Source organism: Variovorax ureilyticus, from assembly GCF_037889935.1.
Classification (GTDB): Bacteria; Pseudomonadota; Gammaproteobacteria; order Burkholderiales; family Burkholderiaceae_C; genus Variovorax; species Variovorax ureilyticus.
Genome location: NZ_JBBKZU010000002.1, coordinates 320070 through 332320, shown reverse-complemented (window position 1 = coordinate 332320; position 12251 = coordinate 320070). Strand labels below are relative to the sequence as shown.

Genomic DNA, 12251 nt, shown 5'->3' with positions numbered 1-12251 from the left:
CGACACCAGCGGCCTGGCAAAGCCAGTTCCGCGGTGTCTCCCACCTCGGTTGTGCCGGTTTCATGCGTCGCGTGTGGCGCGAATGCGCAATGGAGAACTGACATGGAAACACTCATTGAAACGCTGCTGGGCGGTCTGATGCTCGGCGCGCTGTATGCGCTGTTCGGGCTTGGCCTGAGCCTGAGCCTCGGTGTGATGAAGATGATCAACATCGCGCATGGCGACCTCATCGTCCTTGGCGCCTATCTGTGCTCGACGGTGATGCAACTGGCTGGCGTCGGACCCTTCGTGTCACTCGTTGCAGTGGTGCCGTTGATGTTCGTCATCGGCTATGTCCTCCAGCGGGCGCTTCTCAATCGTGTCGTTGGCAAGGGCGCGCTGACGCCGCTTCTTCTCACTTTCGGACTGTCCATCGTGCTGCAGAACGGGCTCCAGGAGACCTTCACCGCGGATACCCGCAGCCTCCAGGCGGGCGATCTCTCCCTTCGTGGCTTCGACATCGCGGGGGTCTCGGTCGGACTCCTGCCGCTGGTCTCGACGCTGATCAGCGCAGTGATCTTTGCCGGCACCAGTTGGCTGATCGGCCATTCGCATCTTGGCCGCCAAGCGCGCGCAGTGGCGGACGATCCCGGCACGGCACGCCTCGTCGGGGTCAACGACGGCAACTTCTTCGCGCTCGTCAGCGGGTTCGTGCTGGCCGTGATTGCACTGGCGGCCGTCATGTACGGAATCCGCACGCCTTTCTCTCCGACATCCGGCCCGGAGCGCTTGCTTTACTCGTTCGAGGCAGTCGTTCTCGGAGGGCTCGGCAATGTCTGGGGCACCTTCGTTGGCGGATTGGTCATCGGCGTCGCCCAGCTCTTTGGCGCCAAGGTTTCCTCGGGCCTCGGACCATTCTTCGGCCACCTCGTCTTCCTGGTCGCGCTGCTCGGGCGACCGCAAGGCTTGCTTGGAAAGGCACAGCGATGAACACCGTCACCACCTTGCGAGCTCCTGTTTCAATGCGCGCAAAAGGCAAAGGACTGGCAGTTGCCACTGCATTGCTGTTGTGCGGCGTCCTCGCCGCCGTGCCTTGGTTCACCAGTTTCGGGACGCAGCGCCTGATGGTTGAGATCTTCACCGTGTTCGCCATCGCCCTCGCGTGGAACCTGTTGGCGGGTTACGGCGGTCTCGTCGTGGTTGGCCACCAGATGTTCGTCGGCGCGGGGGCCTACGCGCTGTTCGCACTGTCGAACAGGCTGGAACTCAATCCCTGGCTGATGCTGCCCGTGGCCGCCATCGCAACCGGCCTTTTCGCCGTGGTCAGCGCTTATCCGATGTTCCGCCTTCGCGGCGCGCACTTCGCCGTCGGGACCTGGGTGCTTGCCGAGATGCTGAGGATTCTGACGTTGAACAACGAATGGCTCGGTGCTGGCGGCGGCATGCCTCTGGAGGCACTGGGCAGCTTCGACCGGTGGACGCGCAACGCAGGTGTGTACTGGGCTGCCCTTGCAGTGGGCGTTGGAACGCTCGTCGTTGCCCGCACGATCCTGCGAGGCAGGCTCGGCCTGGCGCTCATGAGCGTGCGCGACTCGGAGGCGGCTGCGGAAGCTTCGGGCGTGTCGATCCGCAGAGCGAAGCTGATGCTGTGGGTCATTGCGGGTTCGCTGACCGGACTGGCTGGGGCAGTGGCCTACATGAACACGCTGCAGGTCACACCAGATGCCACCTTTTCGTTGAACTGGTCGGCGGCAGCGATCTTCATCGCCGTGCTCGGCGGCATCGGGACGCTGGAAGGGCCGATCCTCGGCACGCTTGTCTACTTCCTGCTGCGCGAGAGCTTCGCTTCCTACGGCTCCTGGTATTTCATCGGCCTTGGTTCGCTTGCCATCGTCACGATGGTCTTCGCGCCTGGCGGCGCTTGGAGCCTGATCACGCGCAGATGGCCGGTGGATCCATTCGGCGTGCGACGCGAGATGCCGCGCCAGTAGTCCCGCTCACATCACCCAAGGAAAACTCATGTCTGAAACTGCCTTCAAGATCGCGGTCGTGCAGGCTGCCCCCGTCTTCATGGATGCCGCAGCCTCCACACAAAAGGCCATTCGCCTGATTTCCGAAGCGGGCGTGAACGGAGCCAGGCTCCTGGCGTTCCCGGAAGTGTTCATTCCCGGCTACCCCTGGTGGCTCTGGCTCGGCACGCCGGCCTGGGGCATGCAATTCGTGTCGCGCTACCACGCCAATTCGTTGCGCGCGGATGGCCCGGAACTCGCATCCATCGCCGCGGCTGCCGCCGAGGCGAATGTCAACGTGGTGATCGGCTTCTCGGAGATCGATGGCGGATCGCTCTACATCAGCCAAGCCCTGATCAGCGACAAGGGCGAGATGGTCTTCAAGCGCCGGAAGCTCAAGCCGACCCACGTCGAGCGCACCCTGTTCGGGGAAGGCGACGGTTCCGATTTTCGGGTGGTCGACACCAGCGTCGGGCGTCTGGGCGCTCTCTGCTGCGCCGAACACATCCAGCCGCTGTCCAAATACGCGATGTACTCGATGCACGAGCAGGTCCATGTCGCCTCGTGGCCTTCGTTCACGCTGTACCGCGGCACCGCCTACGCGCTGGGTCACGAGGTGAATCTCGCCGCGAGCCAGGTCTATGCGCTGGAAGGCGGGTGCTTCGTCTTGCATGCGAGTGCCCTCACGGGGCAGGACATGTTCGACCTCTTGTGCGACACGCCCGAGAAGGCGCTGTTGCTGAATTCGGATGGCCGCAAGCCCGGCGGAGGGTACTCCATGATTTTCGGCCCGGATGGTCAACCCTTGGTGGAGCACATGCCGCAGGATCAGGAAGGAATCCTGTACGCGGACGTCGATCTCTCCACCATCGCCATTGCAAAGGCGGCCTACGATCCCGCCGGGCACTACGCCCGGGGCGACGTCGTCCGGTTGATGGTCAATCGCAATCCGCGCCGGACCAGCATCAACTTCGGAGAAGGCGTGACGGAAGGTGCGCAGTGGACCGAGGCGAAGGTCGAATAGTCAAATCGGATGACTGCAGATCGCTGCGGAGCACTGAGGGCCTGTTCACTCTATGGCGCCGATCGAATCCCGCGCAGTGCCGCCCTGTAAGCATCCGGGAGACCCCATTCCCAAGCACCATCGACCATGAGTCCGAGGTAGTCCGCGCTCGGGACATGCTCGACGGGTGACTTGTCGAAGACCTCGTAGGTGATCGCCTCCACCGAGCCGCCATCGGGCGTCGAGACCTGCACATGCACTCGCACGTACGCCGGCGGGCTCAGGTGCGCGCCTTCATGCCGGTCGAGTGCGGCCAGGTCCTCTTCGCTCATGTCGAACAGCGCGCCCCACACGGAAGCACCGGGTGAGGCCACGATGTCGGCGACGCCGCACTGGCGCTTCGGTGAGTAGCGCGTGAACGCCAGCCTGTAGCCGCGCAACTCCGCGACGCAGACGAATGTCCGGGACGGACAGCGCGTGCGGATCTGGTCATGCGACATGTTGGATCCGTAGGCGAAGTATCTGGGCATGGACCGGGCCTCCAGGGTGGCCGAAAGAGCGGCCGGGCAGGGGCGCACCATTGTCGTCGCGCGAGCGGAGGGTGAATCAATTGGCCCGATCCCGCCATCGAGCGAGCCGGTGCGTGCCCCCGTTCAGCCGCCGAGTTCCTCCACCCGCAGCGTCGTCACCGCGCCCGCCACCACGGGATGCGCCTGCAGCATGCGTGCCGTCGTGTCGAGCGCTCCCTGCGCGACCGGTGCCGTCAGCACCAGGACCTGGGCACCGATACCGGGCCGCTCGGTCGCCAGCACCACCTGCCGCACCGGCAGCTTCTGCACTGCCAGCCATGCGGCCACCGTCTCGACATCCGCCGCGAAGCGCACCGGCACGCGCATGTAGTGCGGCGTGCAGACGGCGGCGCCGGGCAGCACCGGCAAGGCGTTCATCGCTTGGGCCTGAAAACCCAGGTGCGGCACGCGTTGCGCTGCGTGCGTGCCGTGAAGGCGCGCCACGTCCACGAGGTCGGCGATCACCGCGGAGGCGGTCTGCTCGGAGCCGGCGCCCGCGCCGTAGTACATCGTCAGTCCCGCCGCGTCGCCCTTGACCATGACGGCGTTCATCGATCCGTTCACGCTCGCCATCAGATGCCCGGCGGGCACGAGTGCGGGCTGCACGCGCAGCTCGACCCCCTCTTCCCGCCGGCGGGCCACGCCCAGCAGCTTGATGCGAAAGCCCAGCTGTTCGGCGCACGCCACATCCAACCCTTGCAGTTGAGTGAGGCCCGTCACCTGCGCATCGGCGAAGCGCAACGGCATGCCGAAGGCATTCGAGGCCAGCAGCGTGAGCTTGTGCGCGGCATCGATGCCCTCGATGTCGAAGCTCGGGTCGGCCTCCGCATAGCCGAGCGCCTGGGCTTGCGCGAGTGCGGCGCCGAAGTCCAGCCCTTCGTCACGCATCTTGCTCAGGATGAAGTTGGTCGTGCCGTTGATGATGCCCGCCACCCACTCGATGCGATTGGCCGCGAGGCCTTCGCGCAGCGCCTTGATGATGGGGATGCTCACCGCCACCGCGCCCTCGTAGGCCACGGCCACGCCATGCCGACGAGCCGCAGCGAAGATCTCGGTGCCGTGCACCGCCAGCAGCGCCTTGTTGGCCGTGACCACGTGCTTGCCATGGGAGATCGCGGCCAGAACCCAGTCGCGCGCCGGCCCGGTGCCGCCTGCCACCTCGACCACCACATCGACGTCGGGGTGCGTGGCCACGCGCAGCGGATCGTCCGTCAGCGCGACGCCCTCGCCCACGACGCCGGCGGCTCGCACGAGGTTGCGGGCCGACACGATCACCATCTCGATCGCCCGGCCCGCGCGGCCGGCGATGTCGGCCTGATTGCGGGCGAGCACGCGGAACGTGCCCGCGCCCACGGTGCCGATGCCGATCATGCCCACCCGCAGGGGACGGGTGAATGCGTGGCTGCTGTGCAGCGGTTCGAGGGACTGGACGGGATCGCGATACATGGACTTCTCCGGACATGAACGAAAAAACCCAGCTGCCAGAGCTGGGTTTCATTCATTCGGGAGAAGAGAGACACCAGGTGGCTGCCGGAACGGCCACCTGCGCGTGCTCAGGTGGCCGCGGTGGTAATGGTGGTAATCATTCGTGCATCCATTGCCCGCACTGCCCGCGCGAAGGCGGACGGCATCATGCGGCCCATGGGGGCGGTGCTGATGGCGGTTTGAAGCGGATGGCACGACATGAGGCAGCAGTGTACAGGAGTACTCGGTTATCCGACATAACCATAATCGTCACCACAACCTCAAGGAGACAACGACCATGCCGCCCACCATCGATCTCGGCTCATCAACCTGGAACCCCTCGCGCCGACGCGTTCTGTTCGCGGGTGTGGCCGCGGGCGCGTCTGCCGCTGCGGCGCATGCGGCAGATGCGCCTGCGCCCGCACTGCCTTCGACCGCCACCACCGGCACCATCCCGATGAACGTGCCGAGGACGGAGTTCGTCTACGAATCGGTCGTCGACCTCGCGCCGACCGTGCAGCTGGGCATGTCGCCCTTCGGCGAACGCCGCATGGTTCCGATCACCGGCGGGACCTTCGAGGGACCGGGCCTGCGCGGCATCGTGGTGCCCGGCGGCGCGGACAGGCAACTGGTACGCCGCGACGGCTCGGTCGCGCTCGATGCCATCTACGAACTGCAGACGGACGACGGCGTGACCATCTCCGTGCGCAACCGCGTGCTCTCGCGTCGGCCCAAGGATGCGCCGGCGTACGTCTTCTCGAACATCGAACTGACCGCGCCCGAAGGCCGCTACGGCTGGCTCAACGACTTCGTGTACGTCGGCACCCTCAACAGCCTGCGCCCGCAACGCGCTGCGGTGGTCATCCGGGCCTTCCGCGTTCTCTAGAGTTGGGCCGCGAGCAGCTGCGCGACGTGGATGGCCTCGCGCTGCGCGCCGTCGGCGATCTGGTGGCGGCAGCTCGTGCCGTCGGCCACGACGATGGCGTCGGGGCTCTTGCGCACCGCGGGCAGCAGGCTGGCTTCCGCCATCTGCATCGAGACCTCGTAGTGCGAGGCCTCGTAGCCGAAGCTTCCCGCCATGCCGCAGCATGAACTCTCGATCAGCTCCGGCCTGGCGCCGGGGATCAGGTTCAAAACATCGAGGATCGGGCTGACCGCACCGAACGCCTTCTGGTGGCAATGGCCGTGCAGCAGGATCGGCTTGTCGATCGCCCTCAGCGCCAGCTGGAAGCGGCCCGCCTTCACTTCGCGCGCGATGAACTCCTCGAACAGCAGCGCCTGGCCCGCGACCGTCTCCGCCTTCGTGCCCAGGCCCATGACCAGCGTCTCGTCGCGCAGCGTCAGCAGGCACGAGGGCTCGAGCCCCACGATCGCGATGCCCGCTTCTGCCAGCGGCAACAGCGCGTCGATCAGCGCGCCGGCCTTGGCCTTGGCCTCGTCCACCATGCCGCTCGCGAGGTAGGTGCGGCCGCAGCAATGGTGGCCGCCGTCCTTTTGCACCGTGTGAAGCGCATAGCCGGCGGCCTTGAGCACGCGTGCGGCCGCCAGCGCGTTCTCGCTCTCGAAGTGGCCGTTGAAGGTATCGACGAACAGCACCGCCGCCTTGCGCCCTTCGCGCGCCGCGGCGATGACCTCGTCGCGACCCGCGAACATCGAAGCATCGCCGGCGCGCCAGAAGGTGTCGCTTCGCCATTCGGGCAGCGAGCGCTTCGCCGAAAGCCCCAGCACCTTCTCGCCGAGCCAGCGCGCGCCCGGCACCGTGTTGCGCAGGTTGAAGAGCCATGGCACGCGGCTGGCCGCATGCGCGTAGTCCGGCAAGCGGGCGATGAGCTTGTCCTTGAGCGAGTGCCCGTGCTTCGCCTTGTAGTGGGACAGGAACTCGATCTTCATCTTCGCCATGTCGACGCCCGTCGGGCAGTCGCGCTTGCAGCCCTTGCAGCCGACGCACAGGTCCATCGTCTCGTGCATCGCCTGGCTGGTGAAGGCGTCGGGGCCGAGCTGGCCCGAGATCGCGAGCCGCAGCGTGTTGGCACGGCCCCGCGTGAGGTGCTGCTCGTCGCGCGTCACGCGGTAGCTTGGACACATCGTGCCGGCGTCGAACTTGCGGCAGTGGCCGTTGTTGTTGCACATCTCCACGGCTTTGGCGAAGCCGCCCGTGACATCGCCGCCGGTGCCCGGCGCCGTGGTCACCTCGGTCACCGGATCGGCCTGCACGTTCCATGCGGACCAGTCGAGCACGGGCGTGAGCGGGATGCGCCGATAGGGCCTGGGCGCGGTCTCCGGCGCGAAGCGGAACAGCGCGCCATCATCCATCTTCGGCGGATCGATGATCTTGCCGGGATTGAAGAGATTGACCGGATCGAGCTTCTGCTTGATGGCGCGAAAGGCTTCGTTGAGCGCAGCACCGAACTGCCATTCGATCCACTCGCCCCGGCACAGGCCATCGCCGTGCTCGCCACTGAACGCGCCCTTGTACTTGCGCACGAGCGCGCTCGCCTCCTCTGCGATGGCACGCATCTTGGCCGCGCCGTCGGTGCGCATGTCCAGGATCGGGCGCACGTGCAGCGTGCCCACGGACGCGTGCGCGTACCAGGTGCCCCGGCTGCCGTGCTTCGCAAAGACTTCGGTGAGACCGTCGGTGTATTCCGCCAGGTGTTCGAGCGGCACCGCGCAATCCTCGATGAAGCTCACCGGCTTGCCGTCGCCCTTGAGGCTCATCATGATGTTGAGGCCGGCCTTGCGTACTTCCCAGAGGTTCTTCTGCGGCGCGTCGCCCTGCATCTCGACCACGCTGCCCGGCAGGCCGAGCTCGCCCATCAGGTCGACCAGGTCCTTCAGCTTCGGCAGCAGCGACGCCTTGTCGCCGCCCGAGAACTCGACCAGCAGGATCGCCGCGGGCCGGCCGATCAGCGCCGTCTCGACCGTCGGCCTGAAGGCCGGGTTGGCGAGGCTCAGCTCGATCATCGTGCGGTCGACCAGCTCGACCGCCGAGGGACCGAGCTTCACGATGTGCTGCGCCGAATCCATCGCCGCATGGAAGCTCGGGAAGTTGACGATGCCGAGCACCTTGGCGCGCGGCAGTTCGGCAAGCTTGAGCGTGAGGTTGCGCGTGTAGGCGAGCGTCCCTTCCGAGCCGATCAGCAGGTGCGCCAGGTTGACGCTGCCGTCTGTGGTGTAGGGCTTCTCGCTCTGGTTGTCGAAGATGTCGAGGTTGTAGCCCGCGACACGGCGCAGCACCTTGGGCCAGTGGGCCTGGATCTCGCTGCAATGCTGCACCGCCAGTTGCTTTACGTGCAGCGCGATGTCGCTCGCCCGTGCGCTCAATCCCGACACCGGTCCGAAGTCGACCCGTTCGCCATCGGACAGCCATGCACTCGCGCCGGCCACGTTGTGCACCATGTTGCCGTACGCGATGGAGCGCGAGCCGCAGGAGTTGTTGCCCGCCATGCCGCCGAGCGTGGCCTGCGCACTGGTCGACACGTCGACCGGATACCAGAGCCCGTGCGGCTTGAGCTGCGCGTTGAGGTGATCGAGCACGATGCCCGGCTCGACCGTGACGGTGCGGCGTTCGAGGTCGAGGTCCAGCACGCGCCGGAAGTGCTTGCTGTTGTCGATGACCAGCGCCGCGCCCGTGGTCTGGCCGCACTGGCTGGTGCCGCCGCCGCGCGCCAGCACCGGCACCTTGAGGTCGCGCGCGATGTCGATGGCCGTCGCGATGTCGCGCTCGGTCTTCGGCACCAGCACGCCGGCCGGCATGATCTGGTAGATGGACGCATCGGTCGCATAGCGGCCGCGCGACGCGTCGTCGAAGAGCACCTCGCCCTGTGTCTCGGCCGCAAGTCGCCTTGCGAGCGCCTCGCAGGTTTCGTTGGGGGGAAGAACCGTACCGGCTGGCTGGAGACGACTCGCGGGCTCGATGCGCATGGGATGAGGCTTCAGGTCTTGGCCGCGCTGGGCCGTGGATAGATCTCGCCGGCGCGCAGCAGCGCCAGCACGGTGTCGCGCTTGCGGTTCAGGTGCTCGATCAGCACCTGGCGCATCGCGGCGGGGTCGCGCGCATCGAGGGCTTCGATCATCCGTCCGTGTTCGGCGACCGCGTCCGCCCACTTCGCTTCGTCCTGGTTGGTGCGAAAGCGCAGCGACTGCACGCGCGCGTTGACCGAACGGTAGGTGCTCGTCAGCAGCGGGTTCTTGGCCGCGTCGTTGATCGCCGCGTGGATTCGCGCGTTGATGCGGTAATAGCCGGACAGGTCGCGCCGGGCGAAGCAGGCCAGCATCTCGTAGTGCAGCGCACGCAGTTCGGCCAGCTCCTCGTCGGTGATGCGCTGCGCCGCCAGCTCGCCGGACATGGCTTCGAGCATCGAGAGCAGCTCGAAGGTGTTGAGCACGTCGGCCTCCGTCAGCTTGACGGCCACCGCGCCGCGGTTGGGCAGCAGGTCGACCAGGCCTTCCGCCGCCAGCAGCTTGATCGCCTCGCGCAGCGGCGTGCGCGAGACGCGCAGCTGCTCGCACAACTCGCGCTCGTTGAGCTTGGCGCCGGGCGCGATCTGGCCTTCGATGAGCATCGTGCGCAGCCGAGACGCCACCTGGTCATGCAGCGCGAGACGCGAGATTTCAATCACTTCCGCCATGGGTTCACTTCCTTGAGTTGCATTTTGAATGCAAATTCAGGCTGTCTCAAGCCACACGTCTAGGTGATAACCATCAGCAGGATTTGCGTTTTGAATGCAAAACTGAAAAAGAAAGGACGGTTCCATGCTTCAACTCGACTCCCATCCCACCGGCAGGCACTTCCTGCAGATCCCCGGTCCGAGCCCGGTGCCCGACCGCATCCTGCGCGCGATGAGCCTGCCCACCATCGACCATCGCGGACCCGAGTTCGGCGCGCTCGGCCGCCAGGTGCTCGCGGGCATCCGGAAGATCTTCAAGACGCAGCACCCCGTCGTGATCTACCCGGCTTCGGGCACCGGCGCCTGGGAGGCCGCGCTGTCGAACACGCTCGGCCCCGGCGACCACGTGCTGATGTACGAAACCGGCCACTTCGCATCGCTGTGGCAGAAGATGGCCACCCGGCTGGGAATCTCGACGGAGTTCCTGGCGTACAGCGGCACGGACGAACATCTGCCGCAGGCGCCCGGCTGGCGACGCGGCGTGCAGGCGGACCTGATCGAAGCGCGCCTGCGCAAGGACACGGAAAAGAAGATCAAGGCAGTGTGCGTCGTGCACAACGAGACGTCGACCGGCGTCACCTCCGACATCGCCGCCGTGCGCCGCGCCATCGATGCGGCCGGCCACCCCGCGCTGCTGATGGTCGACAGCATCTCGGGCCTCGCGAGCGCCGACTACCGCCACGACGAATGGGGCGTGGACGTCACCGTCAGCGGCTCGCAGAAGGGCCTGATGCTGCCGCCGGGCATCAGCTTCAACGCCCTTTCGCCGCGCGCGCTCGAAGCGTCGAAGAGCGCCGGCCTGCCGCGCTCGTTCTGGGCCTGGGACGAGATCGTCGAGATGAACAAGGACGGCTACTGGCCCTACACGCCCAACACCAACCTGCTCTACGGCCTCTCGGAGGCGCTGGACATGCTCCTCGGCGAGGGCCTGGACAACGTCTTCGCGCGCCATCAGCGTTGGGCAGCCGGCGTGCGCGCCGCGGTGAATGCCTGGGGCCTGCCGATCCAGTGCGCGGACCCTGCGGTGTACTCGCCGGTGCTGACGGGCGTGATCACGCCGGAAGGTGTCGACGCCGATGCGGTGCGCCGGCTCATCCACCAGCGCTTCGATCTGTCGCTGGGCACGGGGCTCGGCAAGCTCAAGGGCCGCATGTTCCGCATGGGCCACCTCGGCGACAGCAACGACCTGACGCTGGTCGCGATGGTCGCCGGTGTCGAGATGGGCCTGAAGCTCGCCGGCGTGAGGCTCGCCGGCAGCGGCGTGCAGGCCACGATGGACCATTTCGCCGCCCATGCCGCGCCGGCCGCGCTGCAGAAGGCCGCCTGAACACCCACGCGTTCATTCAAGAATCGGAGATGGTATGGACGCCTCCCCCTCACTGATCGATTGCGAGTGGTGGAGGTGCAGGTGATGAAAAGGGGGGCCTCGCAGTCGACGGCATCGAGTGCCAAAGTGGAAGTTCGATCTACCCACTTACAGACGGAGGCCCCGAAATGGATCGTACGACGTATGGCTTGGACATTGCAAAGAACGTGATGCAACTTCATTGGGTTGATGGCGAGACGGGCGAGATCGGGCGCAAGAAGCTCGCTCGAGCCAGGCTGAGCGAGTTCTTCGCACAGCGGCAGCCAGCGCGCGTGGCGATGGAGGCGTGCGGCAGTGCGCACCACTGGGCGCGCGTGCTGGGCGGTCTTGGCCACCAGGTGGAATTGCTGCCGGCCAGGCAGGTGCGCGCGTTTGTACGCAGCAACAAGGATGACGCGGCCGATGCGCGTGCGATCTGGCTGGCGGCGCAGCAGTCGGACATCCGTTCGTGCACCGCTGAAGACCGTCGAGCAGCAGACGGTGATGTCGCTGCACCGGGCGCGTTCGCACTGGGTGAGCGTGCGCACGGCCACGATCAACATGCTCAGAAGCTTGTTGTACGAGTTCGGTGTCGTGCTGCCGGGCGGCAAGAAGGCCGGACTGAAGACGATGAGTACCAGGCGCGCCGAGATCGACGACCAACTACCGCAGTTGATGCGTCGACTGGTCGAGCTGCAACTCGAAGCGCTCAAGGCGGTAGAGCGCAGCATCGATCAGCTCGAAGCCGAGATCGCCCAGCAGCAACGCCAGATCGGCACGGCGCGCACGCTGCGTGAGGTGCCCGGCATCGGCGTGCTCGGTGCGTCGGCGCTGGCCGCCACGCTGGGAGACGCGAGCGGCTGGCGCTCGGGGCGAGAGTTCGCAGCCAGCCTGGGGCTAGTGCCTGCGCATAGCGGCACGGGCGGCAAGACCCGCGTGGGCCATCTGAGTAAGCGCGGCGACCCTTACCTGCGGACATTGCTCATCCATGGCGCGCGGGCAGTGATTGCGCACGCCAAGGCCATGCCCGCATGGCTCGAAGAATTGCTGCGACGCCGGCCGCTGAATGTGGCGGTGGTGGCGTTGGCCAACAAGATGGCTCGCACGGTCTGGGCGCTCCTGGCGCACGGGCGGGCGTACCAATCGGAGTGGAAGAGCACTCCACCACGTGGTTGCGGCGTGCGAGCGCAGGCAGCTTAAGTCAACAACCAG

9 protein-coding genes and 1 pseudogene are annotated in these 12251 nt (G+C 66.5%); 6 read left to right on the top strand and 4 right to left on the bottom strand.

What is annotated here, in order from left to right; all coding sequences use genetic code 11:
* The first annotated feature begins 102 nt into the window (after nt 1-102).
* From WKW77_RS06015 to WKW77_RS06005, 3 genes are read left to right on the top strand one after another with little or no spacing between them, the layout of a single operon-like run.
* The gene (locus tag WKW77_RS06015; RefSeq protein ID WP_340355930.1) at nt 103-969 is read left to right on the top strand and encodes a branched-chain amino acid ABC transporter permease; all 867 of its coding nucleotides are present in this window, start codon (nt 103-105) and stop codon (nt 967-969) included.
* Nucleotides 966-1970, top strand: a complete 1005-nt coding sequence (locus WKW77_RS06010; protein ID WP_340355929.1) for a branched-chain amino acid ABC transporter permease — start codon at nt 966-968, stop codon at nt 1968-1970. Before WKW77_RS06015 ends, WKW77_RS06010 begins: the two co-directional genes overlap by 4 nt.
* Before the next feature lie 28 nt (nt 1971-1998).
* The gene (locus tag WKW77_RS06005) at nt 1999-3012 is read left to right on the top strand and encodes a nitrilase (protein ID WP_340355928.1); all 1014 of its coding nucleotides are present in this window, start codon (nt 1999-2001) and stop codon (nt 3010-3012) included.
* A 50-nt stretch (nt 3013-3062) separates the two neighbouring features.
* Here WKW77_RS06005 and WKW77_RS06000 read toward each other — a convergent pair whose 3' ends face one another.
* Nucleotides 3063-3521 (bottom strand): gamma-glutamylcyclotransferase family protein, encoded by a 459-nt coding sequence (locus WKW77_RS06000; RefSeq protein WP_340355926.1) that lies wholly within the window; start codon nt 3519-3521, stop codon nt 3063-3065.
* A gap of 123 nt (nt 3522-3644) precedes the next feature.
* Nucleotides 3645-5006: a homoserine dehydrogenase gene (locus tag WKW77_RS05995; RefSeq protein WP_340355925.1), complete on the bottom strand. Its 1362-nt coding sequence runs from the start codon at nt 5004-5006 to the stop codon at nt 3645-3647.
* Between the two features lie 316 nt (nt 5007-5322).
* Between WKW77_RS05995 and WKW77_RS05990 the strand changes: the two genes are divergently transcribed.
* On the top strand, nt 5323-5910 hold the full coding sequence (locus WKW77_RS05990; protein ID WP_340355924.1) for a DUF3237 domain-containing protein: 588 nt from the start codon (nt 5323-5325) through the stop codon (nt 5908-5910).
* Here WKW77_RS05990 and WKW77_RS05985 read toward each other — a convergent pair.
* Entirely contained in the window at nt 5907-8948 is a 3042-nt protein-coding gene (locus WKW77_RS05985) for an FAD-binding and (Fe-S)-binding domain-containing protein (RefSeq protein WP_340355923.1), read from the bottom strand. The genes WKW77_RS05990 and WKW77_RS05985 overlap by 4 nt on opposite strands.
* A gap of 11 nt (nt 8949-8959) precedes the next feature.
* Nucleotides 8960-9655 carry a GntR family transcriptional regulator gene (locus WKW77_RS05980; RefSeq protein WP_340355922.1) on the bottom strand — a complete coding sequence of 232 codons (696 nt, stop codon included), beginning with the start codon at nt 9653-9655 and terminating at the stop codon, nt 8960-8962.
* A gap of 124 nt (nt 9656-9779) precedes the next feature.
* Here WKW77_RS05980 and WKW77_RS05975 point away from each other — a divergent pair, with 124 nt between their 5' ends.
* A complete protein-coding gene (locus WKW77_RS05975) occupies nt 9780-11021 on the top strand; it encodes a pyridoxal-phosphate-dependent aminotransferase family protein (protein WP_340355921.1) in 1242 nt (413 codons plus the stop codon).
* Between the two features lie 167 nt (nt 11022-11188).
* Nucleotides 11189-12239 (top strand): annotated as a pseudogene (locus WKW77_RS05970) (IS110 family RNA-guided transposase).
* The last annotated feature ends 12 nt before the right edge of the window (nt 12240-12251 follow it).

Bases quoted from the DNA above. Each gene is read 5' to 3' on its own strand.
- WKW77_RS06015 (WP_340355930.1), top strand. From the start codon at position 103: ATGGAAACACTCATTGAAACGCTGCTGGGCGGTCTGATGCTCGGCGCG.
- WKW77_RS06010 (WP_340355929.1), top strand. From the start codon at position 966: ATGAACACCGTCACCACCTTGCGAGCTCCTGTTTCAATGCGCGCAAAA.
- WKW77_RS06005 (WP_340355928.1), top strand. From the start codon at position 1,999: ATGTCTGAAACTGCCTTCAAGATCGCGGTCGTGCAGGCTGCCCCCGTC.
- WKW77_RS06000 (WP_340355926.1), bottom strand. From the start codon at position 3,521: ATGCCCAGATACTTCGCCTACGGATCCAACATGTCGCATGACCAGATC.
- WKW77_RS05995 (WP_340355925.1), bottom strand. From the start codon at position 5,006: ATGTATCGCGATCCCGTCCAGTCCCTCGAACCGCTGCACAGCAGCCAC.
- WKW77_RS05990 (WP_340355924.1), top strand. From the start codon at position 5,323: ATGCCGCCCACCATCGATCTCGGCTCATCAACCTGGAACCCCTCGCGC.
- WKW77_RS05985 (WP_340355923.1), bottom strand. From the start codon at position 8,948: ATGCGCATCGAGCCCGCGAGTCGTCTCCAGCCAGCCGGTACGGTTCTT.
- WKW77_RS05980 (WP_340355922.1), bottom strand. From the start codon at position 9,655: ATGGCGGAAGTGATTGAAATCTCGCGTCTCGCGCTGCATGACCAGGTG.
- WKW77_RS05975 (WP_340355921.1), top strand. From the start codon at position 9,780: ATGCTTCAACTCGACTCCCATCCCACCGGCAGGCACTTCCTGCAGATC.